This is a genomic window from Achromobacter sp. PD1, from assembly GCF_048541815.1.
GTDB classification, from domain to species: domain Bacteria; phylum Pseudomonadota; class Gammaproteobacteria; order Burkholderiales; family Burkholderiaceae_B; genus Achromobacter; species Achromobacter bronchisepticus_A.
In genome coordinates this window covers 56,241-82,481 of record NZ_CP183349.1, presented here as the reverse complement: position 1 = coordinate 82,481, position 26,241 = coordinate 56,241, and the positions used below count along the sequence as shown (strand labels likewise).

Sequence of the window (26,241 nt, the reverse complement as noted above, 5' to 3'; positions counted from 1 at the left end):
TGATGTCAAGGCGCTGGTACCCGCCGGGTAGCGCGCCCCCTCAACCCAGGACCGGCCGCCCAGCATGAACCGCGCACTCGCCTGCATTTTTTGCCAATCGACGCTTGCGCAAGGCGCCCCGCTGCTTGAACAAAACGGCGCAGCCATCTGCAAGACCTGTGCCGACAGCTTCTCGGCCCGGTTCGCAGAACGCTCCTGGACCATGGCGGCCACCCTGCAGGAACAGCTCGACGTGTTGCTGGAGGAAAGCCGGCGCGCCCTGGCGCACAGTGAATTGATGGCGGAGCGCGCCCGCAGCTGCGGCCTCAATCTGCATGATCTGTCGGCCATGCCGGCGCGCACCCTGTCCTGAAATCCCCAACCGTCAGCGCCCGTTTCCCGCGATTTCCACACGCTGGTCGATGGCGCCGAACGGCGCCTCGCCATCTGGTCCGCGCGCCAAGATGCGGACGCGGTCGCCATGCCGCAGATAGGGCGGCAGCTGCGCTTCGGGCACACCGTCGAGCTGGGCGCGAACCCGCGCCTCGGTAATGCAGGCGCTGCCCGAGCCCGGATCCGCATTGCTGATGGTCCCTGCGCCGACGATGCTGCCCGCCGCCAGGCTGCGCGTTCTGGCAAGGTGCGCGATGATCTGGGCGAAGTTGAAGACGATTTCGCTATTGGCGTGGGGCTCGCCGAAGCGCTCGCCGTTGATTTCGATGCGCACGGGCAGGTCCAGCATGCAATCCTTCCAGGCGGCGCCCAGCGCGTCCGGCGTCACCGCAATAGGCGCGAAGCTGGTCGCCGGCTTGCTCTGGTAGAAGCCGAAGCCCTTGGAGAGCTCACCCGGAATCAGCCCGCGCAGGGACACGTCGTTGAGCAGGACCACCAGGGCGATCAGATCGGCTGCCCGGGCGGCATCGGTGCCCATGGGCACATCCTTGGTGATCACGGCGACCTCGGCTTCCAGGTCGATCTGATGGGCCTCGTCGACCGCCACGATGGCATCCTGCGGCCCGATCATCACGTCCGACCCGCCCTGGTACACCAGCGGCTCCTCTTCGTAGCGCGGCGGGATTGGCTCCCGGCGCCACTGGTAGATCAAGCGCGCATGATTGCGGTAGACGGAGGCATCCGCCCACTGATAGGCCCGTGGCAACGGGGCCATGCACTGGCTGGCGTCGAACGCGCCCGCTCCCGCCCACTCGGCGGCGTCGAGCTCCTGCGCGCGGCGGGCGAGCTGCGTCGCCAGCGCGTCCCAATCATCCAGCAGGGCTTGCAGCGTAGCGGCGCAGCTCCCCGCGGATATCCATCGCAGGCCCGACGGGCTCACCAGCATCAGCTCGCCGTCACGCGTGCCGTTCCTGCGCGTTGCCACGCGCAATGGCAAAGCAAGCTTGCTCATGCCAGCCTCCCCGGCGCCGCCGCGACGCCACGCTTGTGCTCGGTCCAGCGGTCCAGCGCCGCGCGGGCCTCCCCCACATAACCTTCGACGACTTCCGGCGCGGCCACTTCGACCGTCAGCTCCAGCCGCAAGCCGTTGGGATCGAAGAAGTAAATCGATTCGATGTAGCTGTCGTGATCCGTAACGCCGACCACCTCCACGCCGTGAGCCTCCAGCCTGGCCTTCATGGCAAGCAGATCGTCGCGCTGCGGCACCCGCAGGGCAATGTGATTGACCCATCCGGGCGTGTTCGGCGACGGCAGCGCCGCGGTCTGGTCGCCCAAGTCGAAGAACGCCATGCAGGAGCCGTCCCGCATGCGGAAAAAAATATGCACGTAGGGGCAGTATTCCCCAGTGCTGGGCACGGAGTCCTTCTTGATGACGTGCACCAGCGGCAAGCCCAACAGGTCTTCGTAGAATCGCCGGGTCTCCTCGGCGTCCCGGCAGCGCCAGGCGAAATGATGCAGTCCCTGCACGGGACGGGCGGCAGTATGGTCCATGCGATTCCTCAATCGAGCGATATCTTGTTGGCGCGGATGACTTCGCCCCAACGGGCAGATTCGGCACGCGCCAGGGTCCTGAACTCATCGGGCGTTCCGGGCAGCGGCTCGAAACCGAACTCGGCAAAGCGCTTCACCACCGCAGGATTGGCCAGCGCCGCATTCAATTCCTGGTTCAGACGCCCAACCGCTGGCGCCGGCATGCCCTTGGGGCCGAGCATGCCCTGGAACGCAAACACCTCGGCGTCCGGCACGCCCAGTTCGGCCAGCGTCGGCACCTCCGGCAGCAACGGCGAACGGGCCTGCGAGCCGATGGCCAGCGGCCGCACCTTGCCGGCCTTGATGATGGATGCTCCCGAAGCCAGATCCAGGAACATCACCGGCACCTGCCCGCCCATCACGTCCTGCATGGCAGGCGCGGCGCCGCGGTAGGGCACGTGCGTCAGGCGCACGCCAGTGCGGCTCTGGAACAGTTCCATGGCCAGATGATGCGGCGAGCCGTTGCCGACCGAGGCGTAGTCCACCTTGCCCGGCTCCGCCTGCACGCGCTCCATGAACGCCCTGAAATCCGCAGCGGGAAACGCCGGGTTCACCACCAGCACCAGCGGAAACTTGCCAATGGCGCCGATATACGTGAAGTCCTTTTCCGGACTGAAGGCCAGCTTGCGGAACAGGTGTTCGTTGAAGGCCAGCACGCCGTTGTCCGCCGACATGACGGTGTAGCCGTCGGGCTTGGCATTGGCGACCTGCTCCGCGCCGATGTTGGTCGCGGCGCCCGGCCGGTTATCGATGATGATCTGCTGGCCCAGCGCGGCGCGCATGGACTCGGCCAGCGTGCGCGCGAGGTTGTCGGTGCCTCCGCCCGCGGGATACGGCACAACCCACTTGATCAGTTGGTCGGGATACTTGGCCTGGGCGCGGGCCAGCGGCGTGGCGGCGGCCAGGGCCGTGGCCCCCAGCGCCTCGAGGAAATGGCGTCGGTTCAAGTCTGTCTCCTTTGGAATGGTCGTCGCCGATCAGTCGGCTGAAAGCGAGGGATCGGGCAGGTCACGCAAAGCCTGCTCGATGGCGTCCAGGCAACGCTGCTCGTCCTGGACCTGCTCGAACAGCAGCAGGGCCAGGCGCGCCAGAAACAGGGACTCGCGTCCGCGCCCGGCGGTTGCGATGGCATTGCTGCAGCGCGCATAGATGCGGTCCTGGACCGCGGCGTCGGCAATCATTGAATGGCTCCTTGCGCCCCGCAGGCGCGTTCGATGGCGGACAGCACCGTATCCAGCGATGGCGAGCACCACCGGCCGCAGACATGGCCGTCGGGCCGCAAGAGGTAGGCCATGCCGGCCTGCGGCGACTCCGCATGCGCCGCTGGCGCGGCACAGCGGCAAGGCAGAAACCGCCACTCGGGCGAAGCCGTCAGCGCTTCCAAGGCCTGTTGTTCCGGCCAGCCGCCGAACGCCAGCAAAGTGAAACTGCCGGGGGTCAGCAGATCGGTCAGGTGCCCGCCGTCCTCCGTCCCGCCATCCGCCAGCGGCGCGCCCGGCGCCCAATCGCCGCCGTCCTCGTCATCCGTCGACAAGGGCGATCCCGCGTAGGCGATGGCTCGCGTCTGCCGCGGATTGACCAGGCGCGCAATGCCCGGATGCCGGCCCGCCAGCGACAGGCTGGCCTCGCGCATCAGATCGAAGCCGCGATGCGGCGGCGACATGAACTCGGTGCTGCGCATGGCGTTCTCGGCATTGATGTGGAACGCCTGCCGCCGCTCGCTGCAATAGCTGTCCAGCAACGTATCCGTGCCCTTGCCTTGCAGCACGGCCGCCAGCTTCCAGACCAGGTTGTCGGCGTCGTCGAAACCCGAATTCAAGCCGCGCACGCCGAAAATCGGCATGGCATGCGCGGCGTTGCCTGCGAACAGAATGCGGCCATGGCGATAGGCGTCCAACGTCATCGCGCCGGCGCGGTACACCGAAGTCCACACCGGCTTCCATGGCAGATGTCCTTCGCCGATGGCGTCCAGATGCGTCTGCACGAATGTCCGCACCTGATCCGGCTGCAGGGCTTGCGCGGCATCCGCGCCGGCCGCCAGTTGATAGTCCACCCGCCAGATGTTGTCCGGCTGTCGATGCATCAGGATGGTGGTCCCGCGCGCCCAGGGCGGGTCGAACCACGCGCGTCGTTGCGCTGGGTACTCGCTGGCGAGCTCGATATCGACGATCGCATAGCGGCCTTGATAACCCGTACCCTTCAGCTCCAACCCCAGGCTGGAGCGTATGAAACTCTGGCCGCCATCGCAGGCCAGCAGCCAGTCGGCACGCGTCTCGTAGCTGCCCAGCGGATTCTCGATCCGCAAGCTCACGCCTTCAGCGTCGGCACGGCATTCGGCCACCTTGCTGGCCCAGCGGATATCCACCCGCCCCGGAAAGCGGCCGTTGATCTCGTCGATGGCGTCCAGCAGGAACTGCTCGATGTAGTACTGCTGCAGATTGATCATCGGCGGGTACTTGTCGCCCGGCGCCGACGGCATGTCGAACACCAGCACTTCCTCGGTGCCGTAATAGCTGCGGCCCCGGGTCCAGGCCAGGCCCTTCTCCATGAAGGCCGGCGCCACGCCCAGACGGTCCAGGATTTCCAGGCTGCGGCGCGAGATACAGGCCGCCCGGCTGCCCTCGCAGACCGAGTCGTCGGCCTCGATCACGACGCTGTCCAGGCCCAGTCGGGCCAAGCCCAGCGCGGCCGCCAGCCCCACCGGACCGCCGCCCGCAATCAGCACGCGATGAGGCCGAGCCTCACCGCCTTCCGCGTTGAGCCGGGGCAGCGACGGCGGGAAGCGCCGGTACTCGAAGGGGCCGATTCTTTCTAAGGGCATGCGCAAGTCCTGTCATCAAAAGCCCGTATTGGCTTGCGTCATATTCTGCGGGGCCGGACTGGTTAATATGTCCTAATTAATCAGGACAGACTAACCCGCTATGAAGCTGCTGCCGCTGCCACCGCGTCCCCTTCCTTCGGGCCAGGCGCTGAGCATCGCACTGATGAATGCAATCGGCGCCGAAAACTTCGCCGCCGGGGTGCTGGACGCACTAGGCACGACCTTGCCCGCCAGCCATTGCACGGTGTTCGCACTGCGCAGCAGCGGGCGCGTGGAAGCCGTTTCGAGCGCCAGCGCCATCGGCGAGGTCGCGACGCTGACCGCCATCGAGTACCTGCGCCTGGGCTTCGACAAGCAGGACTCCAACATGGTCTGGCTATCCCGGCGCAAACCCGCCAAGGCGCGCCAACTCTGGATCGGGCATCAATTCGCCAAAGAGGTTGCCGATGCCCACTACCGCCGCGTGTGCTACGACGACCCTGGCATACGCGAACGCATGTCGCTGCTGGCCGTGTTTCCCGATGGCTACCGGGTCGCAGTCAGCCTGCACCGGAATTTTTCATATCCGGACTACGGTTCCAAGGACTTCGAACGCATGTCGCAACACGCGTCCCTGATTGCCGCAGCGGTCATGCGCCATGTCCAGGTAACCCGGCGCGCGCCCGCGGACCAGCCGCTGCAGGTTCAGCTCATGACCAAGCTGTCCGGACGGGAGCGGCAGTTGATCACCCATGTGCTGGACGGGCTGACCACCAAGGAGGCCGCGCGCGAAATGGGCGTGTCGGAAACCACCGCGCTGACGTACCGCTACCGGGCTTTCCAGCACATGGGGGTGCGCAACCATCGGGAGCTCATGGTGCTGTTGGGAGCGAGCGTGCCAAGACGAGGCCGGCCGACTCGCTGAATCGGGTCGACAAGAGCGTCGTCATCATGAACAAGCTAGTCGTGCTCTATTCCAGGAGCCCGAACCTTCCGCCTCGACCTCCCCGCCTTGCTGGAAGCAACCATGGCGTCGCGAGCCTCAATCAGACACTCGATGAAGCATTCGGCCGCCGGCGTAGGTGGCGACTCCTTCCGAGCAAGAATCGAGATGCGGGCGGAGGGAAGCTCATGCGTCAATTGCATCATGCGCATGTGCGATGGCAGCAGCTCGTGTTCAAACAGCGGGCGCACAAAAATGCCCAGCGCATCGCTTTTTGCCATGATGGCCAGCGCGACGGCTACCGAGTGGCAAGAGATGATGTCGCGTGGCAAGGGTAAACCGTGAGCGGCGAAAGCCATTTTCACCAGGTTCGCGGGAGCTCCCGTGTTTCCCGGCACCAACCAGGGTGCGTCGTGCAATTCAGTCAAGCTACGGGCCCGGCGCAGTGGATGGCCTAGGCGCGCGCCTATCGCAAGCGGCAGGGTGAACAGAGGCCGATGCGCGAAGCCATCGTTGATCTCCCCGTCGTATTCCGTTTGCACAAGAAAATCATAGCGGCCTGAATCCAACTGCTCGTGGCTGTAGGGTGGCCCCACTTCGTTGAACGCAACGGCCACCCGCGGCATGCGCGCGCGGAAAGCCACAAGCGCGTCCGGCACGACGACCAGCGCCGCGGAACTTACGGCCAGGCTCAGAGTGCCTCCCTCGCCGTCGCGCATCTGGCCAATTTCATCGCGGGCCCGGCGGGTCTCCTGCAGGATGACGATCGCCCGCTTGTACAAGGCTTCGCCATAAGTGGTCAGCTCCACGCCTTTAACACTGCGGCGTACCAGATCTACTCCCACGCTCTGCTCAAGTTCGCGCAAGCTGCGTGTCGCAGCAGGTTGGGTCACCGCGAGCGCACGCGCAGCCGCTCGGATGCTGCCATGCTCGGCAATCAGCGCGAAGGCGCGCAATTGGCGTAGGTTCATGCATTCGGCTCCGGTAGGTCCCGCGGGGTATATAAAAAAAAAGAAAGAACGGAACAAAATTTCTGTCTTTTTTATTCTATGGCATCCGTATAGTGCCTGCGAAGGGAAGCCCAAGGTCTGGATCCACGGACCGGCAACCCACTAAACAGACCAGGGGAAACCAATGTCTATCGCAATCGCAACGGTCGCACCCGGCGCGCTGCATACGCCGTCCATGCGCCGGCGGGTCATTGCCGGCACCACCATTGGCAACGCACTAGAGTTCTTTGATTTCACCGTTTTCACTTTTCTTATCCTCGTAATCGGCCCTCTGTTTTTTCCGGCCGCCTCCAGCTATGGCCAACTGCTGCTGACCACCGCAACTTTCGGCGTAGGCTTTCTGATGCGCCCCGTCGGCGGCATGCTGATCGGCTCCTACGCCGACCGCCACGGCCGGAAGGCAGCCATGACGCTGACGCTGTCGATGATGGGCCTGGGCTGTGGCCTGATCGTCGTGGCTCCCACCTATGCACAAATGGGCATGGTCGGGCCAATCATGATGGTGATGGCTCGCCTGATCCAAGGCTTCGCCGCCGGCGGCGAAGTCGGGGCCTCGACCACCCTGTTGGTCGAACACGCTCCGCGCGGCAAACGCGGCTTCTATTCCAGCTGGCAGTATGGCAGCCAGGCCCTAGGCGTAATGGTCGGGGCGTTGGTCGTGACGCTGCTGACCCACGCACTGAGCGCGGAACAGATGCAGGCCTGGGGCTGGCGCCTGCCATTCGTGATCGGCATCCTCACCGTACCCGTGGGCGCGTACATTCGCCGCAATCTCGACGAAACGCTGGAGCCGTCGCCCCCGGCATCGGGTCAACCGGCCCTCGTGGCCACGCCATCAACGGCCGGCCGCCAGCCCCTGCGCAACATATTCAGCAATTACAAGCTAACTATGTTGAAAGGCGTGCTGTTGGTCACAGGCGGGATGGTCTGCATTCAGGTCATCAACTTCTATATCCCCACGTACGCCCGCCGCGAACTGGGTCTCTCAGCTACCTCCGCCCTGTGGGCAAGCGTGGTCTTCAGCGGCATCAGCTTCGTCGCCGCGCCGTTCGTCGGCATGCTGGCCGACCATTACGGACGCAAGCGCGTGATCTTCTGGTCACGCCTCGTGATGCTCATCATGCTGCTGCCTTCTTTCCACTGGCTGATCGTTGCGCCCAGTGGTGAACGACTGATCGTTCTGCTTGCTGTGCTCTCGCTGCTGGTGGCCCTTCAGACCTCACCTGCGTTCACCATGGTGCCCGAGTTGTTCCCCAAACAGGTACGCACCACTGGCCTGTCCGTCGTATTTGGACTCGGGATTTCGATACTTGGCGGGTTCTCCCAGTTTTTCGTGACTTGGCTGCTCCACGTGACCGGCGACTCCATGGCCCCGGCATGGTTCCTGATGGTGACCATGACGCTTTCTACGGTGGTGCTGTTCTGGATCAAGGACCGCACCCATGACGACATCGACGCCTCGTAAATCTGAGCCAGAGCAATTCAATCGCCTTTCACTGGAGCACAAGAAATGGCAACTGCATCCGCACAATCCACGCGCACCGTGCTGGAATGTGGCTTCAAGATCATCCCCGGCAAAGAGGACAAGTTCGCCGTATTCAACGACGCTCTGTACCCTGTCGCAATAAGCCAGGACGGATTTGAATCCGTGTATGGCGGAGATATCCACAACTCGACCTGGCGTTATGTGGGGGTCCGCTACGCCAGCGCCGAACAAATGAATGCGTGGCATCACCACCCGCGGCACAAGGCCGCCCAAAAGGCGGCATACGACCGCTGGTGGACGGCGGTCTACATGCGCAAATGGCGCGAGGCCGCACCAGGCGAATCCCTGACCGGGAAAGTCATGAATGAAACTCGTCTTGCCATGCCAGCCCCTCTGCATGACACGCAGCTTCATGCCTTGCAAAAAAACCTATCCACTCTGGAAGATCTTGGCGCGTCCCCGTTCGAAACCCTGACGGGAGAATATGAAGCCCAACCCTACCAGCTGATCGGCCCCAACGAGGCCGCCCCGGAGATCGGTGGGGTCTTCTATCTGCTTATCACCCATTGGCCCTCGCCTGCGGCTGCCGACGCCTGGAAAGGTTCGTCGGCATACAAGGCGCTCCAGGAACTCGGCGCACTTACCTCGGACACATTCATGGCTCTGCCTGAGGCCTTTTCTCGCGACCACCTGCGCGAAGACAAGCTGCAACGTGAATGGCAGCTTGAGGCTCATGGCTAGACGATGACGGCGCGCTACAAATAAACACTGCGAGGCACGAGCAATGCAAGTCAGAGTCCAATCAACCCGACGGACTGCGGATGACATCGTCGCAGTCGAACTCGTCTCGCTTACGGACGATGCCTTGCCAGCTTTCGAAGCCGGTGCGCACATCGACATCCAACTGCCGGGCAGCATCACTCGTCAATACTCAATCTGCAACGCTCCTCAGGACCGTTCACGCTACGTGCTGGGAGTACTGAAGGCCAGGGAGTCCCGAGGAGGATCGTTGGCAGTCCACGCATTGCAGCAGGGCGACATCATCGAGATCGGCAAGCCACGAAATCAATTTTCGCTTGCACCCAAGGCCCGGCACTCCATCCTGATCGCGGGCGGAATCGGCATCACGCCGATACTCTCGATGGCGCAGGCCTTATCGGCTGAAGACGCTTCATTCGAACTGCACTATTGCGTCCGCGCCCGTGGCCAGATTGCATTCTCGGAGCAACTTACCTCGGCTGCCTTGGCAGCCAAGGTTTTCATCCACGTGGACAGCGATCAGCCCGCAAACACGCTTGATCTGGATGGGTTGTTGGATCGCGCGGCGCCTGACATTCATCTCTATGTATGCGGGCCAGTTGGTTTCATCGAGATGGTCATCGAGCACGCGGAACGTCGAGCCTGGGCTGCTGAATGTCTGCACCGCGAGTTCTTTTCCCCGGTCGCAAGCTCTGCTGACGACTCCTCGCCGTTCGAGCTCGTTATTGCCGGCTCGGGCCTGCGCATCCCGGTTGCATCCCATGAGACCGCCTTAACCGCGCTGCGATCGGCCGGAATCGATATTCCAACAGCATGTGAACAGGGCATCTGCGGCACTTGCCTGACACACGTTGTCGAAGGAGAGCCGGATCATCGCGACGAGTTCCTCACCGAGGAAGAAAAGGCACGCAACGACCAGTTTCTCCCATGTTGCTCACGCGCACGGACGAGCCGTCTGGTCATAGATCTTTGATGACGCCTCGCCGAACAGATACGGTCAGCCATGCCATTTCATAACGCCGGCAAGACAACGCCACCAGGATTCGAGATTCAGATGTGTTCGTACCCTGAATATCCTGGCCCATTCGCCCTATAAATAAAAGTATTCATTGGAACGCAAATTCTGTCTTTTTCTTATTTCTGCGCGTCCGTATAGTGCCCTCGAAGAAGGTACCCAAGGCCGGGAATCAGCGGCCAACAACCTTCTCAACAGACACTAGGGGAAAACATGTCTATCGCAATCGCAGCGGCTGCGCCCAATGCGCTCCATACGCCGTCCATGCGCCGGCGGGTCATCGCCGGCACCACTATCGGTAATGCACTCGAGTTCTTCGACTTCACCGTCTTCACCTTCCTGATGCTGGTGCTGGGCCCACTTTTCTTTCCAGCCGCCTCCGGTTACGGTCAATTGCTATTGACCACCGCCACCTTCGGCGTGGGCTTCTTGATGCGCCCTGTCGGCGGCATGCTGATCGGCTCCTACGCCGACCGCCACGGTCGCCGCGCGGCCATGACGCTGACTCTGTGGATGATGGGCCTGGGCTGTGCCTTGATCGCCGTGGCCCCCACGTATGCCCAAATGGGCATGGCCGGCCCGGTCATGATGGTGCTGGCGCGCCTGATCCAGGGTTTCGCCGCGGGCGGCGAGGTCGGCGCCTCGACCACCCTGCTGGTCGAACACGCGCCACGCGGCAAGCGCGCCTTCTATTCCAGCTGGCAATTCGGCAGCCAGTCGCTGGGCGTAATGCTAGGCGCGCTGGTCGTGACGGCGCTGACCATGGGACTGACCAATGAACAGATGCAGGCCTGGGGCTGGCGCGTGCCATTCGTAATCGGCATCCTGACCGTGCCCGTGGGCGCCTACATTCGCCGCAACCTCGAAGAAACCCTGACCAGCTCGTCCCCGGACATCGGCAAGCCGCAACTCGCGACTGCGCATCGCGCCGCCGATCACCAGCCTTTGCGCCGCATCTTCGCCGACTACAAGATCACCATACTCAAGGGCATCTTGCTGCTGATCGGCGGCATGGTCAGCACGCAGATCCTCAGCTTCTACATGCCAGCGTACGCCAACCGCGAACTGGGCTTGCCGGCGACGTCCACGCTGTCGGCCAGCGTCGTGTTCGGCGCGGTCGGCTTTCTGATCGCCCCCTTTGTCGGCATGCTTGCCGACCGCTACGGCCGCAAGCGCGTGATCTTCTGGTCGCGCCTGGCGACCCTGATCGTCCTGCTGCCCTGCTTCCAGTGGCTGATGGCCGCGCCCAGCACCGAACGGCTGATGCTGCTCGTCGCCCTGTTCGCGCTCCTGGTGGCGCTGCAGTCGGCGCCAGCGTTCACGATGCTTCCTGAACTCTTTCCCAAGGCAGTCCGCACGACCGGCATGTCGGTGGTGTACGGACTGGGCATCTCCGTGTTCGGCGGCTTCGCGCAATTCTTCGTGACCTGGCTGCTGCACGTGACCGGAAACTCAATGGCGCCGGCATGGTTCCTGATGGTGGCCATAGCGCTTTCAACGGTGGTGCTGTTCTGGATCGACGACCGCACCCATGACGACATCGACGGACAGGAGGCCTGATGCAGCTCGGCTCCAGCTATTTTTCACGCAGCTACGAAGAGGCTCGCCACCGTTTCGTGCTGGCGGCCAAACCGCTGGCCACGCACTTTCAATCCTACGTCATCGAACCAGTCGGACGCGCAGGCGAAGCGCTGGCCACCGATGTCGCGTTGATCGGCCCGTCGGACGCGGAACGGCTGTTGATCATGACCTCCGCCACGCACGGCGTGGAGGGCTTTTGCGGCTCAGGCTGCCAACTGGCTCTGCTGGACGATGCCGCCATGCTGGAACGTGCTCGCAGGGCTGGCGTGGCCTTGCTGCTCGTGCACGCAATCAACCCGTACGGATTTTCCTGGCTGGCGCGCACGAATGAAGACAATGTCGACCTGAACCGCAACGACCAGACCTTCGACGGACGCCCTCTGCCGCACAATCCCGGATATGCGGAGATTCATGATCTGCTGCTGCCCAACGAATGGCCGCCCACGGCGTCAAACATCACAGGAATCGATGCCTACATCGCCGAGCATGGCCAGGCAGCCTTTGCCCAGGTCGTGACCCGCGGGCAGTACACGCACGCCGACGGCCTGTTCTACGGTGGCAACCACACAACGGCGTCGCTACTGAATCTTCGCCATATGCTGCGGCAGCACGGCAGTCGCAGCAAGCATATCGGCTGGATCGATGTGCATACCGGATTGGGGCCTCGCGGTCATGGCGAAAAAATCTACGCCGGCCGTCGCGACGCAGCCGCAGTCGCCCGGGCCCGCCAATGGTGGGGCAGCGACATCGCTGTCCCCTACGAAGGCAGTTCCGCGTCGGTGGACATTACCGGCCAGTTGGCAGGCCTGATCTACCAGACTTGTCCCGACGCCTTGCACACGCCGATGGCGCTGGAATTCGGCACCGTGCCCCTTGATGCCATGATCGAAGCGCTGCGCGGCCGCAACTGGCTGCTTGCTCATCCAGAGGCCGACGACGCCAAGCGCGACGCAATCCTGCGCGCCACGCTGGATGCGTTCTACAGCAACGCCGCCGATTGGCACGGCATGGTCCTAGGCCAGAGTCGCGTGGCGGTTCTACAGGCCCTGTCCGGTTTACAGGAGGCCTGATGCGAACCAGCGCGAGCTACTTTTCCCGCAGCTATGCCCAGGCGCGCGAGCGCTTTTCGCAAGCGGCCAGGCCGCTCGCCGACTCGTTCCACTCCTATGGCATCGACCAGACCGGCAGCGAAGGCGAAGCACTGAGCACAGATGTCGCCTACATCGGCGACCCCGACGCCGATCGGATCCTCATCATGACCTCCGCCGTGCTGGGAGTGGAAGGGTTCTGTGGCTCCGGATGCCAGCTCGCGCTGCTCGACGATACCGTCATGCTGGCCCGCGCACGAGAGGCCGGCGTGGCCTTGCTGCTGGTGCACGCGGTCAATCCATACGGTTATTCCTGGATCGCCCGCACCGACGAATGCAACATAGACCTTAACCGCAACGGATTGCCCTTCGACGGGCGGCCGCTGCCAGCAAACCCCGAGTACGCAAGGCTGCACGACCTGCTGCTGCCCGAGGAATGGCCGCCCACGGAATCCAACCAGCAGCTGATCGCCCAGTACATCGCCGAACACGGACAGTCCGCCTTTTCGGAAGCCGTCTCGCGCGGCCAGTATTCGCATGCCGACGGCCTGTTCTATGGCGGCGACCGCCCGGCGGCATCGCTGCAGAATCTGCGCCGCATCCTGCATGAGCATGCCCGCAAGCGCACCCATATCGGCTGGATCGACGTACATACAGGGTGGGGACCGCGCGGCCATGGAGAGAAGCTCTACGCCGGCCGCCATGACGACGCCGAAGTCGCGCGCGCGCGCCAGTGGTGGGGAAGCGACATCACCGTTCCCTACCAAGGCAACTCGGTGTCGGTCGACATCTCCGGCCAGCTTGCCGATCTGATTTATCAGGCTTGCCCGTTATCGCTTCCAACCTCGATGGCCATTGTTTTCGGGGCCGTCCGTTTCGACGCCATGGTGCATGCGCTATGTGGCAGGAACTGGCTGCACGCGCATCCGGAAGCGCCCGACGATTTGCGGCGAACCATCCTGCAAACCACGCTGGATGCGTTCTATTGCAACGAGGCGAACTGGCACGGCATGGTGCTGGGGCAAACCCGGGTTGCGGTGCTACAGGCCCTACGCGGCTTGCAGGCAGCTTGACGCATTGAGTCAAAGCGATTGCGCGACGGCGTATGCCGTTCTCGGTTTGAATGGAATTGGCTTCATCTCAGAATACGGAAAGGTGCTTAACATGGAGCGGTCGGGCTTTTCAGAAGAACAGATCAGGCATGCACTGAAGCAGGCGACGCTTGGCACGCCGATGTCTGACATCTGCAAGCGCATGGGTGTAAGCGAAGCGATCTTCCACGCGTGGAAGGTCCATTACGACGGTCTCGCATCCTATGAGATGAAATTGCTGAACAGGCTCGAAAACGAGTGCAACCGGCTTGAACGCTTGATCGCCATCCTGGCGCTCAACAAAGTGATACTGCAGGACACGCTTGGGGCAAAGGAGTGAGCCCCACGCATTGCGGCAAGTTTGCGGCGACGCCTCCATCCCGCTGAAATCTCTTCGTCTGCACTGTTCTTTTGAAATCTCTGAACCGCTACACAGTGGCATATGTCATCGGCGTTCTCATCCCGGTGAGCGCGCTGATAGGCATTCAACTTACGCATAGCTGGCGCGCCCACGCGGCGGCGCGTGATGCGATGTCGAGCCTGCACGTCGTCCAGGGCACGCTGGAGGCGATGGCTGCCGTCCTGATGGAACGCGGATCGATGAATGCCGCGCTGATAGACGGTTTGCCCGTATCCGAAACCAGACAGCACGAACTGCTGCTTGCGCGCAGTGCCAGCGATAGCAGGATCGCCGAGCTGCTGGAACTGCACCAGACCAGCAGTTGCGACAGTTGCAGGGACGTTCGAGGCACCATCCAACACATTGCGCGGACCCTGGTCCAACAGCGCGCCGCCGCGGATCGGCTCATCGCCAGACAGCGCGCGCTGATCAGCGCGCAAGAGCTGAACGACGTGGTGGTGATCATGGCCGGACTAATCCCGGCGCTCGAGGAAACCGCGCTCGACAACTCAGCCGTCGTGATCCGGCATGAAGTGGAAAATCCCGGTCTCATGACCATTGCCATGCTTGCGGCAGGACTGCGCGAGCAAGCCGGTCTGCTGGGATCCTCCTTCATGCCTGCGCAAGTACAGCACCGCCCTCTCAGCGACGTGGAAACGCAACGCATCGAACAACAACTGGGTCGCGTTTCCCAATTACGTGCGCTGCTTGAAGTACAGCTCTCCACCCATGCGGACCTCGAGACGCGCGCATATCCTCGAGTTCAGTATGAGTACTTTGGCGCAGGCCTGGAGTACATCGCGGCGTTGCGTCATACGCCGCCGTCAACCGCCGACTCGTCGAATCTGAAGGGAGGCATGCAGGAGCGCTATGTTCCGCTGATGCAATCCATCGTCGACTTCCGCGATGAAGTATTGAGCTTGTTGGGAAAGCTCCTGGAACACCAACGCGTCAACGCGGTGACGGAACTGGTCACGACCACCGCGGTGGCCATCGTACTGCTGCTGGCCGCCACCTGGGGGTTCACCAAGTTCCGCTGGCGTCTGATACGGCCATTCGTCGTAGCCACCGAAATCATCAACTCCATCAATGACAACGCGCCCGCGCCGATCTCCGGCGCCGGCTATCGCAAGGAAGTTCTCGGCCTGTTCGACGCCATCCAGAGATTGAAGGAAGACGCCATCGCCAAGTCCCAGACGGAGCATGAACGCGAGCGGCTCATCGCCGATCTGGCGACGTTGGCGGAGACGGACTTCCTCACGGGGCTGCTCAACCGGCGCGCATTTCACGCCCGCGCCGCAGCGTTGTGCGCGAGCCTGAACCAGCCGGAACAGATGCTGACTTTGATCGTCTTTGACATCGATCATTTCAAGCGGATCAATGATTCCTACGGCCACGCCGGCGGCGACAATGTTCTGGTGGCGGTGGCGCAGGCATGCCATCAGACATGGCGGCGCACTGACATCGTGGCGCGCATCGGCGGTGAAGAATTCGCTGTGCTGTGCACGGTACCCAGCATGGCGCAAGCGAGCGCAATGGCGCAGAGCATGCGCCGCCGCATCGAACGCCTGGCGGTGCCGTCCGACGGCAAGACCATAGCGTCGATCACCAGCAGTTTTGGAGTGGTCTGCGCGCGGACAGATGAAATCATCGATGTCGACGCACTGCTGAAGCACGCCGATGAGTTGCTCTATCGCGCCAAGGCCTCTGGCCGCAACTGCGTCATTACGCAGTCTGACGACGCGGCGTAATCGATCGATAGACAGCTTGCGCTTGCGCGTTGCAGGCTTGCGCGGTGATCTGCGGTCATCCGCAAAATAGGAAAAGTGCTTGGCGGAACAAAATTTCTGTCTTTTGTCGTGCGCAGCGCGTCCGTATAGTCCGGACAGCGTGAACCGAATACAGAAATTCCATTCTTGAAAGCGAAATTGAAATGAAGCCATCAAAGCTGAAAATGCGTACTCGCCTTGCCATGGGTTTTGCGATGATCATGGTGGCGCTGCTGGTGTCCGGCATTCTCGGTGCGTTTGGCATCCGCGCGCTGGAGCAGGATGTCTACCAGATCACCGCTATCAACAACGAACAACGGCGCTTGGCGATCGATATGCGCTACCAGGTCCAGGAGCAGGCCATCGCAATCCGCAACATCCTGATCCTCACGGATCCGTCAGTGCTGAAGGCCGAAGTGTCGCGGGCGAATGAAGCGGATAAGCTCTACAACGAATCGCGAGACAGGCTCGGCGGCATGTTCTCGAGCAGTTCTGGCACCACTAACGAGGAAAGGCGCCTGTTCGCCGCCGCAGGCGTTGCGCAGCAAGACATGCGTTCGCAGTTCATGCGCGTCATGGAAGAAGGATTGAATGGCGACCGCCAGAACGCGCAACATCTGCTGGAAGACGAACTGCGGCCCAAGCAGCGCGTGCTCCAGGAAACGTTATCGACATTGGCTGCGCTCGAAACGAAGATCAACGATGCACGCGCGGAAGACACCCGATCTCTCGCGAGCCAGTTGCAATGGGCCGTCGGGGCGACCGTCTTGACCGCGCTGCTGCTTGGGGTATTTGCGGCCTTTCTCACCGCGCGCAGCATCCTGCGCCAGTTGGGCGGCGATCCCGGCGATGCGCAACTTCTGGCAGTGAACATCGCCGATGGCGACCTGACCAGCCGACTGCAGCTCGATTCCCGCTACGACCATAGCTTGATGCATGGCCTGGAATCCATGCGCTCGCGTCTTTCCAGGATCGTCGATGCAATCAAATCATCGGCTGCGTCGATCTCGACGGCTGCTGGTCAGATTGCCCAAGGCAATGCCGATCTGTCACATCGTACCGAGGAGCAGGCCGCGTCACTGGAAGAGACTGCGGCCAGCATCGAACAGCTGACGTCCACCGTACGGCTGAATCAAGACAATGCGGCGAGCGGCGACGAAGTGGCCAGCGAAGGAGCCAAGGCCGCGGAGAAAGCGGGTGGCGTCGTATCCGAGATGCTCGCGGCCATGACGGAAATTTCCGCCAACTCGGAAAAGGTCGCACAGATCGTATCGCTGATCGAGAGCATTGCATTTCAGACGAATATTCTTGCATTGAACGCCGCGGTGGAAGCCGCCAGAGCCGGAGATCAAGGCCGGGGCTTCGCCGTGGTGGCCGGCGAGGTCCGGGCGCTGGCGCAACGCAGCGCCACATCCGCAAGGGAAATCAAGGACCTGATCGAGACCTCCACTTCCGTGGTCCAGGCCGGACGGGATCTCGCCACCCGAGCGGGCCGGGACATGGAAGAAGTCGTGACCTCCGTGATGCGCATGAAGACAATAACGGGAGAAATCGCCACCGCGTCTCGCGAACAAGCCATCGGTATCGAACAGGTCAACGTCGCCATCGCCCAACTGGACTCCGTAACGCAGCAGAACGCTGCGCTGGTCGAGGAATCTGCCGCAGCGGCGCATTCCATGGCGGAACAGGCGCGCGATCTGCTGCAGGCAGTCGAAGTGTTCAAGACGGCATCGTCCCTGTCCCCGCGGCATGTGCCGATGGCAGAGCCGACGCTCATCGCGTTTGCAGGCTCTACGTAAAGAGAGCAACACAAATGGACCAACCGCGACGCGCGCCGGTCCAACAGCGGCTTCAATCCGGCCACAAGCCGAGTCCATGGCCGGGTCATGAACCACGATGACCGAGAAGCAAAAAAAACGCCGCTAGAAATAGCGGCGTTTTTCTTGAGTACAGCAATGCTTGGACAGCCATTGCTTGATACAGGAATTGGGTGGTGGGTTGTGCGAGACTCGAACTCGCGACCAACGGATTAAAAGTCCGCTGCTCTACCGACTGAGCTAACAACCCGACCGAAGCCAGAAATTATGGCCGATTTGGCGCCGTTTGTCAAAATTCGATGCAAGGCCCCAGACCAAAACGCTGTCCCTGCAACAAAAACGGCCGCTCGCGGCGACCGTTCCTGAGGCTGACGGTGCTGGGCTTACCAGGCGGCCACCACCGCACCCTTGTACTTGGTCTCGATGAACTGCTTCACGGCCGGGCTGTGGTAGATCGCGATCAGTTTGGCGAACTCGGGGCGATCCTTGTCCTTTTCACGCACGACCAGCACGTTGGCGTAAGGCGAGTCGGGCGATTCCTGGGCGATGGCGTCCTTGGCGGGGTTCAGGCCCGCTTCCAGCGCGAAGTTGGTGTTCACGGCCGACGCGTCGGTGTCGTCCAGCGAGCGCGGCAGTTGGGCGGCGTCCAATTCAATGAAACGCAGCTTCTTGGGATTTTCGACCACGTCGATCGGGGTCGCCTTCAGGCCGACGTCGGGACGCAGCTTGATCAGGCCGTTGGCCTGCAGCAGCAACAGGGCGCGGCCGCCGTTGGTCGGGTCGTTCGGCAGCGCGATGCGAGCGCCTTCCTTCAGCTCGGACAACGACTTGATCTTCTTGCTGTAGATGCCGATGGGAAAAATCACCGTCTTTGCGATGCTGACCAGCTTGTAGCCGCGGTCTGCGTTGGCATTGTCCAGGTAGGGCTGGTGCTGGTAGCTGTTGGCGTCCAGGTCGCCCGCGGACAGCGCAACATTGGGCTGCACGTAGTCGGTGAATTCGATGACCTGGATGTTCATGCCCTGCTTGGCCGCTTCCTGCTTCACCACATCAAAGATCTGGGCGTGCGGGCCCGCGGTCACGCCGATCTTCAGGGGCTTGTCCTGGGCCAGCGCGGGCTGGGCGAATACGGCGGCGCCGAGCGCGAACGCGGCCAGCGACTTCAAAACCTTGATGCTCATGTTGCAGTATCCCGAATGTCGGAAGTGAGGAGAAATAAGTGCGGCGCCGGCAGGATCAGCGATGCGAGATGCGGCGCACGTAGCGGTCGCCCAGGCTTTGGATCACCTGGACCAGGACGATCAGCACGATGACGACTGCGGCCATCACGTCGGATTGGAAGCGCTGGTAGCCGTAGCGGATGGCCAGGTCGCCCAGGCCGCCTCCGCCGATGGCGCCGGCCATGGCCGAGTAGCCGATCAGGCTGACGACAGTGACGACGGTCGCGGCGATGAGACCGGGCAAGGATTCGGGCAGCAGCACCTTCATGATGATCTGCATGGGCGACGCGCCCATGGCGCGCGCCGCGGTGATCAGGCCCGGGTCGACTTCGCGCATGGCGTTTTCGGCGATGCGGGCCATGAACGGAATCGCGGCCACCGACAAGGGCACGATGGCTGCCGTGGTGCCGATGGAGGTCTGGGCCACCAGGCGCGTGAACGGAATGATCGCGACCATCAAAATGACGAACGGCACCGAACGCGTGGCGTTGATCACCGCACCCAGCACGTGGTTGACGGATTGGTTCTCGAGCATGTTGCCGCGGGCCGTCACCGTCAGGATCACGCCCAGCGGAATGCCGACCACCACCGCGATGGCGCTGGCCACGCCCACCATCAGCAGGGTGTCAAGCAGCGACGTAATAAGCAGGTCGATCAGTTGCGGACTCATGAGCTATTTCTTCAACGGTAATGTCACGGGCGGCCAGCGCGGCAATCGCGTCCTTGACCGATGCGGGCGCGCCTTGGGCCAGCACGAACATCGTGCCCACGGCCACGCCCTGGATGTCTTCCACGCGCGCCTGGATCAGGCCCACATCCAGCGAATACTGCTTGTACAGGTCGGACAGAAAGGAACCCGACGCGTCGGTGCCGGTCAGCGACAGGCGCAGCAGCCGCACGGCCTGGCCCGGCTTGGCGGCGGCAAGCGCCTGGATGCGCTCCTTGACTGCCGCCAGCGTGGCGTCGGTCAGGTCGGACGCGGTGGCGGCCGACACCATGGCGCGGGTCACTTCGTGGCGCGGCTGCGCGAACACTTCGCGCGTGCTGCCCATTTCAACCACTTCGCCCTGCGACAGCACGGCGACGCGATCGCAGACCTCGCGCACGACTTCCATCTGGTGCGTGATCATGACCACGGTCACGCCGGTCTTGCGGTTGATGTCGCGCAGCAAGGCCAGGATGTTGTGGGTGGTTTCCGGATCCAGCGCGGACGTGGCTTCGTCGCTGAGCAGCACGTCCGGGTTGTTGGCCAAAGCGCGGGCAATGCCGACGCGCTGCTTCTGGCCGCCGCTGATCTGGCTGGGATAGCGGTCGCGCAGATGTTCCAGGCCCACCAGTGCCAGCAGGCGCTCGACGCGGGCCGGAATCTCGGCCTTGGCCACGCCGGCGATTTCCAGCGGCAGCGCAACATTGCCGTACACGGTGCGGCGCGACAGCAGGTTGAACCCCTGGAACACCATGCCGATGCGACGGCGCTGCTCGCGCAGTTGCGCTTCGTTCAGGCCGGTCAGGGACTGACCGCCGATGGCGATCGAGCCTTCATTGGGCCGCTCCAGCAGGTTGATGCACTGGACCAGCGTGCTTTTGCCGGCCCCGCTGGGGCCGATGATGCCGAAGACCTCGCCCTGCTGGATATGCAGGTTGATGCCGCGCAGCGCCTGGAATTGTCCATGCGGCGTGGCGTAGGTCTTGGATAGGTTCTCGATCTGAATCATGGCAAGCGATTTTGTATCTTTTCTCTTCTACAGAGAACGACTGTTTCTTTCATTTTTAATAACCACAAGTAATATAAAAGCCCGAACCCGCGCCCGGTTGCGTCCCCAAGGAGCAATGCCATAACGCGGAAAGGGCAGTCAGGAAGGAAAGCCTTCCTGACTGCCCATTTTGTGCCGGACCGGCCGCAGCCGGTTTTTTCAGCGTGCGCGCGAGATGCGGACTTCCGCGCCGCGGCGCTTGACTTCCAGGCCCTCGGACGGAGAGATGCGCAAGCCTTCCAGCCCCTTGATGTAGCTGGAGCCCTGCATCTGCATCACGCGGATCTTGTTGCGCATGACGACCGGGTTATGCACCGGCATGCCGAACATCCAGACCTCGTCCAGGATACGAGCCGAGTTGAACTCGCCCGTATGCTGCGCGGCCGGTCCAAGACAGAGCATGTGCCCTTCACGGCCGAAAACCGGGAACTGGCCCAGTTCGCAATCGATGGTCCAGGTGGTGCCGCCTTCGTAGCGGTGCCCGGTGTTCAGGTCCCACCAGGCTTCGCCCTTGGGCAGGTACACGCGCACCTGCTTGCCGGGTTCCGTCACGGGCGCCACCAGCAGGGCCGGACCCAGCAGGTATTGCAGGTCCCAGTCGTGCGCGTGCGGATCGTTCGGGAACGACATGGCCATCGAGCGCTGCACCGGCAGGCCGGTGCGCGCCGAGTCCTCGATGGCGCCAAGCACGTAAGGCACCAGGCGGTAGCGCCACTGCATCCAGGTCTTGGCATGCGCCAGGGTTTCTTCGCCGAAGTCCCAGGGCATCAGGCCTTCCACGCCCTGGAAGGCGAAGTTCGACGAGAACACGCCGGCGGTCAGCCAACGCAGGTACAGCTCGGGCGTCATGCCGGCACGGTCGCGCGCGGCCGAGCCGATGCCATGCACCTGGACGGGCAAGCCGCTGGCGCCGATCGACAAGGCGGTGCGCAACGTATGCCGCAGCCCTTCCCAGGTGTTTTCAGCCTGCGGCCCCACCTGCCACGGCAGGCGCTGGGCGGCGGGGAACAGGTCGGAGCTGGGCACCACGCCTTCGGGCGGCACCTTCAGGCCAGCGACCGCATCGAACAGCGCACGGCGCACCAGCAGCGGATACATGCTGCGCAGCGCGGGGCCGGTTTCGCCGTTGCGGGCGGTGACGCCGTCGGGGATGGCGATCTGGGCGTCGCACGCAGGCGCGTCCAGGCCGTCTTCGACCAGTTGGCGATGGCGCTCCACCCACAGGTTGTAGATGTCGCGGTAGGTCAGGTCCAGCAGGCCGTAGGGCTGTCCGGAGGTGGCGGCGTTGCCGTCGAACACCTGGGCCGAACCGTCGTCCTTGGCCAGCAGCCAGCCGCGGTCTTCAAGTTCCTCGAACAGCGGGCTGGTCTTCAGCACGCCCGGGAAGCCGGAAGCGGCGACATGCACATGGTGCTTGTGGAACAGCGCCAGCATCTGCTTGGCGTCCGGGAAGCGCTGGGCGTTCCATTCGAAAACCGTCTTGTCCGACTGGAAGCCCCAGGCCGCCGGCTGCGCCAGCGTCACGGCATCCACCGGAATCTGGTTTTCGCGCATGCGGGCGACCAAGGCCACGGTGTCCGTGGGCATTTCGCCCGGGGCCTGTTGCAGCCAGGCGCCCATTGCCCACAACGAGGGCTGACCCGCGCGGCCGGTCAAGGCGGTGTACTGGTTGAGGATTTCGCCCGGTTCGCCAGCGAACAGGAACATGTCCAGCACGACATCGTCCACGGTCAGCACGTAGGCGGAATCCGCGGGTGCCACGCCCACCGAATGCTCGACGCGGCGCATGGTGTTGACATAGACGCCCCAGCCTCGCGGGCTCCATGCCAAAGGCAGGGCGCGGTGCTCGGGGTCGTCGGACACCACGGATTCTTCGCGGCGGTTCAGGTCGCCCGGGGTTTCGCCCAGGCCGTATACGCGCTCGTCGGACTGCAGCGTGAAGCCCGCCGTCCAGACGGCGTCGTCGGCCTGGTCCAGCGCGTTGTGCCCGAATGCGGGCGTATGCGCGGATACCTCGGACTCGAACACCCGTTCATCGTTGCGGTAGATCGCGACGCGCACGGGGTTGGACAGGATTTCCAGGGAGACGTCGCCCTGGGTGATCCGCCAGCCCTCCCCGTCGTCGCGCGGAGCGATAACGGCTTCGCCCACGGCCTCCTGGCGCGCGAGCAGCATTTCCGCCACGGCGCGCGCACGCGCGCCGGGCTTGTCATCGGTAAGGTGATTAGCCTCGCCGCAGCGCAGGCGAAAGACGCCCGGCGCATGCGCCTCGACTACCAGGTGCAACCCATCGCCCGCGTCGAAATCGATGCGACTGGGGCGGGACGTCAGCAGCTCGACGGTTTCGAGCTGGGTAGTATGGGCAAAGTCGAACTTGGGCGGCACAGAGCATCCCCCGGCTTAAGCCAAAAACCATCAAAAGACGCTATTTTGACGGATTTGGGCTTTGAAATAAACTCGGTCCCTCATTTGGACTGCGATCTCATCCATAAAAGGGGTCTAAAGCCTTCGGCCAGCGCCCCCAAAAGGAGCGGCCGTCGAGCCGCCAAAATGCCAGGTTCGCGGCCAACTCAGGCCAATTTGGCGCCAAATCCCGGCAATTCCTGCCATTCTACGCCACCTGGGACATGTCCCCGACGCCGCTTCCGGCTTTTTTTCATCGTGGCGAAATAAGTTGCGCCAGGTCCGTTTCCAAGGGGGACGGCTCCCCCGCCAGACGCGCGGCGATCAGGTCGCCCATGAGCGCCGACCACGACAAGCCCCGCGACGCATAACCGACGGCCAGCCAGAGGCCCGGAGCGTGAGGCAGTTCTCCTACCGCCGGCAAGCGCCCTGGCAGCACGGCCCGCCAACCGGCCCAGCCCGACAGGCTGCCGGGTTCCAGGGATTCGAAGTCGGGGAAGCCGCCGCCCAGCAGGCCAGCGGCCTTGCCCAGGGTGACACGCTGGCCCTCGGCGCCGATCCGCGCTTCGGACGCGCCATGCACGTAGGTGCTGCCCGCCACGCAGCCCGAGCCCACATCGGGCAGCAGATAGCCCTCGCCTCCGACGATGCAGCGGGGGCCGCCGCCCAGCGCCTGCGCGGGCACCAGCGTGACCTCGCCCGCCAGCGCGTGCATCTGGCCCACGCGCGGCAAGGGATCCAGCAGCCCACTATCGGCCAGCACGGCGCGCGCGCCGAACGCATTGGCCAGGATGACGGCATCGGCGCACGCCAGTTCGGCGCCGGCAACATCACGCACGCTCCAGCCCGCGCCGATGCGCTCGACCCTGGCAGCCGTGCCGGGCAAGAGAGTCACGCCGTCCGTCGCCAGCAGGGCTTCTATCAGCAGGTCAGGCCGCAGCAGCATGCCCTGTCCGAAATACACGCCGCCGCGCGCCAGCGGCAGGCCGGCCAAGGCGCTGGCTTCGTCGCGGCTGACCTGGCGTACCCAGTGTTCGGGAAAAGCCAGGGTCTCCAAGGTGCCGGCCAAGGCCGAGGACCGGCCTTCGTCGCGCTCCAGCTGGACCGTGCCGCAAACCAGGGGCGCCGCGCCTGCCGGCAAACCCTGCCAGCGCGCAAGCGCCCGCAGGCTGCCGGCGCGCGACAGGCGCGCCCGCGCGTTGTCATCGCGCGCCACTACCGGCGTCAAGGCCGCGGCGACATGGCCTGCATGCGCCGCCGCGCCCTGCGCCCGGCCCGCGTCTATCACGGTCACGCGCCATCCGCGCGCGGCCAGCGCCTGGGCAATGCCCGAACCCGCCAGCCCCGCTCCCACCACCACAGCGTGGCGGGACACCCCGTCCGGGCCGCCCTGCGCTGCGCTGCCAGCCGCAACGGCGGTCGCCACCGTCATATGCCATTTGCCGCCGTAGCCAGGCGCGCGCCGCGCCTCGAAACCCGCCGTCCGCAAGGCCTGGCGCAGTTCGCCGGTGCAGGCCCAGGTGGCCAGCGTGGCGCCCGGCGCCGCCAGCCTGGCCAGGTTGTGCAGCAAAGGTAGCTCCCACATGCGCGGATTGCGTTCGGGCGCGAAACCGTCCAGGAAGAATGCGTCCACACCGACGCTCAGGCGCGACGCCAGAACCTGCGCATCGCCCAAGCCCAGGGTCAGCGTGACTGCGCCGCCCTCGAACTCCAGGCGATGCAGTCCGGGCAACAAGACCGGCCATCCCGCCGCCAATTGCCGCCCCAGGGCGGCCAAGGGCTCAGGGGCATAACGCGTCAACAGAGCAGCAAGGTCTTCGCGTTCAAACGGATGCGCTTCCAGCGACACCACGTGCAGCGCGGCGCTGCGCTGGGGATCGTCGCGCCATGCTTTCCAGAGGGCCAGGAAATTCAGCCCCAGGCCGAAGCCCGTTTCACAGACGGTGAACGCGCGGCGCCCGCGCCAACGCTCAGGCAGGCCGTTGCCCCGCAGGAACACGTGTTCCGCCTGCCCCAGCGCGCCCGACGGCGAATGGTAGACGTCGCCATAAGCCGGACTGTAGAGCCGGCCGTCAGCATCGAATTCAGCCTTGGCGGGGATGAGGGGAGCATAGGAAAAGGACATGGAAACGGCGGCGGCAGACGAAATGGAGAATGAAAATCAGCGCGAATGGTTGTATGCGGCCGCGTTGGGCGGACGCCACGCGGCACGGCAGTTTCGGGGCTCAGCCACAGGTTTGACGCATACATAGGCTTACACTGGTTTCATGGATACCTATGATCAGCCCCGTTCGCAGACCTCGCCCATCGACCTGTGCGCCGCGATCGACGCGGCAGTCACTGCGGCCCATGCAGGCGCGGCCATACTGCAATCCTACGCGCATCACCGCGCCGATCTCGTGATCGACCGCAAGGCGCGCAACGACCTCGTATCGCAAGCGGACCGCGAGGCGGAAACCGCCATTATCCAGGAGCTGCAAACCCGCACGCCCAAGTTCGGCATCGTCGCCGAAGAAACCGGCGGCAAGCCCCAGGGCCGCGCCACCTGGTATATCGACCCGCTCGACGGCACCACCAACTTCCTGCACGACATCCCGCACTACGCGGTGTCGATCGCGCTGATCGCGCACGCTGGCACCGCCATCTCGGCTTCCGAAACGCTGGCCGAGGACACCCCCGTGGTCGGCGTGGTCTACGACCCCAGCCGCGAAGAGCTCTTTACCGCAGTCTACGGACTGGGCGCCTGGCTCAACGGCCGGCGCATCAAGTGCTCGCGCACGCCGACCATCGAAGACGCGGTGCTGGCCACCGGCTTCCCGTTCCGCGATTTTTCATTCGCCGCGCAATACATGCCCATGCTGCATGACGCCATCAACCGCGCGCGCGGCGTGCGCCGCATGGGCGCGGCCGCGCTAGACCTGGCCTGGACCGCTTGCGGCCGCTACGACGGCTATTGGGAAATGGGCCTGGCCCCTTGGGACGTGGCCGCCGGCACGCTGATCCTGCGCGAAGCGGGCGGCGCGTGTTCCGACATGCACCGCCAGGATCCCTGGCCCATCGGCGGGCGCGTCGTGGCCGGCAACAAGGCCATCGAACGCGCCTTGCACGAGATGATTGCGCCGCACCTCGACAAGAAGGACTGA

At 63.8% G+C, this 26,241-nt stretch carries 23 protein-coding genes and 1 tRNA gene; 12 read left to right on the top strand and 12 right to left on the bottom strand.

What is annotated here, in order from left to right:
• Positions 1–64 precede the first annotated feature (64 nt).
• Entirely contained in the window at positions 65–352 is a 288-nt protein-coding gene (locus tag ACM1PE_RS00360; RefSeq protein WP_059373689.1) for a hypothetical protein, read from the top strand.
• Between the two features lie 12 nt (positions 353–364).
• Here ACM1PE_RS00360 and ACM1PE_RS00355 read toward each other — a convergent pair whose 3' ends face one another.
• Genes ACM1PE_RS00355 through ACM1PE_RS00335 form a run of 5 tightly spaced genes read right to left on the bottom strand, consistent with a single transcriptional unit; the run spans position 365 to position 4,783 of the window.
• Positions 365–1,384: a fumarylacetoacetate hydrolase family protein gene (locus ACM1PE_RS00355; RefSeq protein WP_419342232.1), complete on the bottom strand. Its 1,020-nt coding sequence runs from the start codon at positions 1,382–1,384 to the stop codon at positions 365–367.
• On the bottom strand, positions 1,381–1,923 hold the full coding sequence (locus tag ACM1PE_RS00350) for a VOC family protein (RefSeq protein WP_251877913.1): 543 nt from the start codon (positions 1,921–1,923) through the stop codon (positions 1,381–1,383). Before ACM1PE_RS00350 ends, ACM1PE_RS00355 begins: the two co-directional genes overlap by 4 nt.
• Before the next feature lie 8 nt (positions 1,924–1,931).
• Positions 1,932–2,909 (bottom strand): Bug family tripartite tricarboxylate transporter substrate binding protein, encoded by a 978-nt coding sequence (locus ACM1PE_RS00345; protein ID WP_118932619.1) that lies wholly within the window; start codon positions 2,907–2,909, stop codon positions 1,932–1,934.
• A 30-nt stretch (positions 2,910–2,939) separates the two neighbouring features.
• Entirely contained in the window at positions 2,940–3,143 is a 204-nt protein-coding gene (locus tag ACM1PE_RS00340; protein WP_059373693.1) for a hypothetical protein, read from the bottom strand.
• Positions 3,140–4,783, bottom strand: coding sequence for an FAD-dependent monooxygenase (locus tag ACM1PE_RS00335; RefSeq protein WP_419342229.1), 1,644 nt, complete (start codon positions 4,781–4,783; stop codon positions 3,140–3,142). Before ACM1PE_RS00335 ends, ACM1PE_RS00340 begins: the two co-directional genes overlap by 4 nt.
• A 163-nt stretch (positions 4,784–4,946) precedes the next feature.
• Between ACM1PE_RS00335 and ACM1PE_RS00330 the strand changes: the two genes are divergently transcribed.
• Positions 4,947–5,687 carry a helix-turn-helix transcriptional regulator gene (locus ACM1PE_RS00330; protein ID WP_419342227.1) on the top strand — a complete coding sequence of 247 codons (741 nt, stop codon included), beginning with the start codon at positions 4,947–4,949 and terminating at the stop codon, positions 5,685–5,687.
• Between the two features lie 35 nt (positions 5,688–5,722).
• Here ACM1PE_RS00330 and ACM1PE_RS00325 read toward each other — a convergent pair whose 3' ends face one another.
• Positions 5,723–6,676, bottom strand: a complete 954-nt coding sequence (locus ACM1PE_RS00325) for a LysR substrate-binding domain-containing protein (protein ID WP_059373696.1) — start codon at positions 6,674–6,676, stop codon at positions 5,723–5,725.
• Between the two features lie 163 nt (positions 6,677–6,839).
• On the opposite strand from ACM1PE_RS00325, the gene ACM1PE_RS00320 reads away from it, so the two are divergent.
• The 9 genes from ACM1PE_RS00320 to ACM1PE_RS00280 all read left to right on the top strand — a co-directional run bounded on the left by ACM1PE_RS00320 (position 6,840) and on the right by ACM1PE_RS00280 (position 17,703).
• A complete protein-coding gene (locus tag ACM1PE_RS00320; protein WP_280015401.1) occupies positions 6,840–8,180 on the top strand; it encodes an MFS transporter in 1,341 nt (446 codons plus the stop codon).
• Positions 8,181–8,225: 45 nt separating this feature from the next.
• Entirely contained in the window at positions 8,226–8,942 is a 717-nt protein-coding gene (locus ACM1PE_RS00315) for a hypothetical protein (RefSeq protein WP_118932616.1), read from the top strand.
• 43 nt (positions 8,943–8,985) lie between these two features.
• On the top strand, positions 8,986–9,933 hold the full coding sequence (locus tag ACM1PE_RS00310; RefSeq protein ID WP_419342224.1) for a PDR/VanB family oxidoreductase: 948 nt from the start codon (positions 8,986–8,988) through the stop codon (positions 9,931–9,933).
• A gap of 255 nt (positions 9,934–10,188) precedes the next feature.
• Entirely contained in the window at positions 10,189–11,535 is a 1,347-nt protein-coding gene (locus tag ACM1PE_RS00305; RefSeq protein WP_059373700.1) for an MFS transporter, read from the top strand.
• On the top strand, positions 11,535–12,626 hold the full coding sequence (locus tag ACM1PE_RS00300; RefSeq protein ID WP_419342222.1) for a M14 family metallopeptidase: 1,092 nt from the start codon (positions 11,535–11,537) through the stop codon (positions 12,624–12,626). Before ACM1PE_RS00305 ends, ACM1PE_RS00300 begins: the two co-directional genes overlap by 1 nt.
• Positions 12,626–13,717 (top strand): M14 family metallopeptidase, encoded by a 1,092-nt coding sequence (locus ACM1PE_RS00295; protein WP_059373702.1) that lies wholly within the window; start codon positions 12,626–12,628, stop codon positions 13,715–13,717. Before ACM1PE_RS00300 ends, ACM1PE_RS00295 begins: the two co-directional genes overlap by 1 nt.
• A gap of 4 nt (positions 13,718–13,721) precedes the next feature.
• The gene (locus tag ACM1PE_RS00290) at positions 13,722–14,075 is read left to right on the top strand and encodes a transposase (protein WP_419342219.1); all 354 of its coding nucleotides are present in this window, start codon (positions 13,722–13,724) and stop codon (positions 14,073–14,075) included.
• A 71-nt stretch (positions 14,076–14,146) separates the two neighbouring features.
• Positions 14,147–15,886 (top strand): diguanylate cyclase, encoded by a 1,740-nt coding sequence (locus tag ACM1PE_RS00285; RefSeq protein ID WP_419342218.1) that lies wholly within the window; start codon positions 14,147–14,149, stop codon positions 15,884–15,886.
• Positions 15,887–16,068: 182 nt separating this feature from the next.
• The gene (locus ACM1PE_RS00280; protein WP_419342216.1) at positions 16,069–17,703 is read left to right on the top strand and encodes a methyl-accepting chemotaxis protein; all 1,635 of its coding nucleotides are present in this window, start codon (positions 16,069–16,071) and stop codon (positions 17,701–17,703) included.
• Between the two features lie 192 nt (positions 17,704–17,895).
• On the opposite strand, the gene ACM1PE_RS00275 is transcribed toward ACM1PE_RS00280, so the two are convergent.
• The 6 genes from ACM1PE_RS00275 to mnmC all read right to left on the bottom strand — a co-directional run bounded on the left by ACM1PE_RS00275 (position 17,896) and on the right by mnmC (position 25,223).
• Positions 17,896–17,971, bottom strand: a tRNA-Lys gene (locus ACM1PE_RS00275).
• Positions 17,972–18,104: 133 nt separating this feature from the next.
• Positions 18,105–18,902 (bottom strand): MetQ/NlpA family ABC transporter substrate-binding protein, encoded by a 798-nt coding sequence (locus ACM1PE_RS00270; RefSeq protein WP_419342214.1) that lies wholly within the window; start codon positions 18,900–18,902, stop codon positions 18,105–18,107.
• A 55-nt stretch (positions 18,903–18,957) separates the two neighbouring features.
• Positions 18,958–19,611 (bottom strand): methionine ABC transporter permease, encoded by a 654-nt coding sequence (locus ACM1PE_RS00265; RefSeq protein ID WP_013391556.1) that lies wholly within the window; start codon positions 19,609–19,611, stop codon positions 18,958–18,960.
• On the bottom strand, positions 19,568–20,656 hold the full coding sequence (locus tag ACM1PE_RS00260; protein WP_251877936.1) for a methionine ABC transporter ATP-binding protein: 1,089 nt from the start codon (positions 20,654–20,656) through the stop codon (positions 19,568–19,570). Before ACM1PE_RS00260 ends, ACM1PE_RS00265 begins: the two co-directional genes overlap by 44 nt.
• A gap of 198 nt (positions 20,657–20,854) precedes the next feature.
• Positions 20,855–23,080 carry a glycoside hydrolase family 31 protein gene (locus tag ACM1PE_RS00255; RefSeq protein WP_059373708.1) on the bottom strand — a complete coding sequence of 742 codons (2,226 nt, stop codon included), beginning with the start codon at positions 23,078–23,080 and terminating at the stop codon, positions 20,855–20,857.
• A gap of 271 nt (positions 23,081–23,351) precedes the next feature.
• Complete coding sequence (gene mnmC, locus ACM1PE_RS00250; protein ID WP_419342211.1) at positions 23,352–25,223, bottom strand: FAD-dependent 5-carboxymethylaminomethyl-2-thiouridine(34) oxidoreductase MnmC; 1,872 nt, start codon at positions 25,221–25,223, stop codon at positions 23,352–23,354.
• 142 nt (positions 25,224–25,365) lie between these two features.
• Between mnmC and ACM1PE_RS00245 the strand changes: the two genes are divergently transcribed.
• Complete coding sequence (locus ACM1PE_RS00245) at positions 25,366–26,241, top strand: inositol monophosphatase family protein (RefSeq protein WP_059373710.1); 876 nt, start codon at positions 25,366–25,368, stop codon at positions 26,239–26,241.

Excerpts from the sequence above, each read along its gene's own strand:
- ACM1PE_RS00360 (WP_059373689.1), top strand. The coding sequence starts at position 65 with ATGAACCGCGCACTCGCCTGCATTTTTTGCCAATCGACGCTTGCGCAA.
- ACM1PE_RS00355 (WP_419342232.1), bottom strand. The coding sequence starts at position 1,384 with ATGAGCAAGCTTGCTTTGCCATTGCGCGTGGCAACGCGCAGGAACGGC.
- ACM1PE_RS00350 (WP_251877913.1), bottom strand. The coding sequence starts at position 1,923 with ATGGACCATACTGCCGCCCGTCCCGTGCAGGGACTGCATCATTTCGCC.
- ACM1PE_RS00340 (WP_059373693.1), bottom strand. The coding sequence starts at position 3,143 with ATGATTGCCGACGCCGCGGTCCAGGACCGCATCTATGCGCGCTGCAGC.
- ACM1PE_RS00335 (WP_419342229.1), bottom strand. The coding sequence starts at position 4,783 with ATGCCCTTAGAAAGAATCGGCCCCTTCGAGTACCGGCGCTTCCCGCCG.
- ACM1PE_RS00330 (WP_419342227.1), top strand. The coding sequence starts at position 4,947 with ATGAATGCAATCGGCGCCGAAAACTTCGCCGCCGGGGTGCTGGACGCA.
- ACM1PE_RS00325 (WP_059373696.1), bottom strand. The coding sequence starts at position 6,676 with ATGAACCTACGCCAATTGCGCGCCTTCGCGCTGATTGCCGAGCATGGC.
- ACM1PE_RS00320 (WP_280015401.1), top strand. The coding sequence starts at position 6,840 with ATGTCTATCGCAATCGCAACGGTCGCACCCGGCGCGCTGCATACGCCG.
- ACM1PE_RS00315 (WP_118932616.1), top strand. The coding sequence starts at position 8,226 with ATGGCAACTGCATCCGCACAATCCACGCGCACCGTGCTGGAATGTGGC.
- ACM1PE_RS00310 (WP_419342224.1), top strand. The coding sequence starts at position 8,986 with ATGCAAGTCAGAGTCCAATCAACCCGACGGACTGCGGATGACATCGTC.
- ACM1PE_RS00305 (WP_059373700.1), top strand. The coding sequence starts at position 10,189 with ATGTCTATCGCAATCGCAGCGGCTGCGCCCAATGCGCTCCATACGCCG.
- ACM1PE_RS00300 (WP_419342222.1), top strand. The coding sequence starts at position 11,535 with ATGCAGCTCGGCTCCAGCTATTTTTCACGCAGCTACGAAGAGGCTCGC.
- ACM1PE_RS00295 (WP_059373702.1), top strand. The coding sequence starts at position 12,626 with ATGCGAACCAGCGCGAGCTACTTTTCCCGCAGCTATGCCCAGGCGCGC.
- ACM1PE_RS00280 (WP_419342216.1), top strand. The coding sequence starts at position 16,069 with ATGAAGCCATCAAAGCTGAAAATGCGTACTCGCCTTGCCATGGGTTTT.
- ACM1PE_RS00270 (WP_419342214.1), bottom strand. The coding sequence starts at position 18,902 with ATGAGCATCAAGGTTTTGAAGTCGCTGGCCGCGTTCGCGCTCGGCGCC.
- ACM1PE_RS00265 (WP_013391556.1), bottom strand. The coding sequence starts at position 19,611 with ATGAGTCCGCAACTGATCGACCTGCTTATTACGTCGCTGCTTGACACC.
- ACM1PE_RS00260 (WP_251877936.1), bottom strand. The coding sequence starts at position 20,656 with ATGATTCAGATCGAGAACCTATCCAAGACCTACGCCACGCCGCATGGA.
- mnmC (WP_419342211.1), bottom strand. The coding sequence starts at position 25,223 with ATGTCCTTTTCCTATGCTCCCCTCATCCCCGCCAAGGCTGAATTCGAT.
- ACM1PE_RS00245 (WP_059373710.1), top strand. The coding sequence starts at position 25,366 with ATGGATACCTATGATCAGCCCCGTTCGCAGACCTCGCCCATCGACCTG.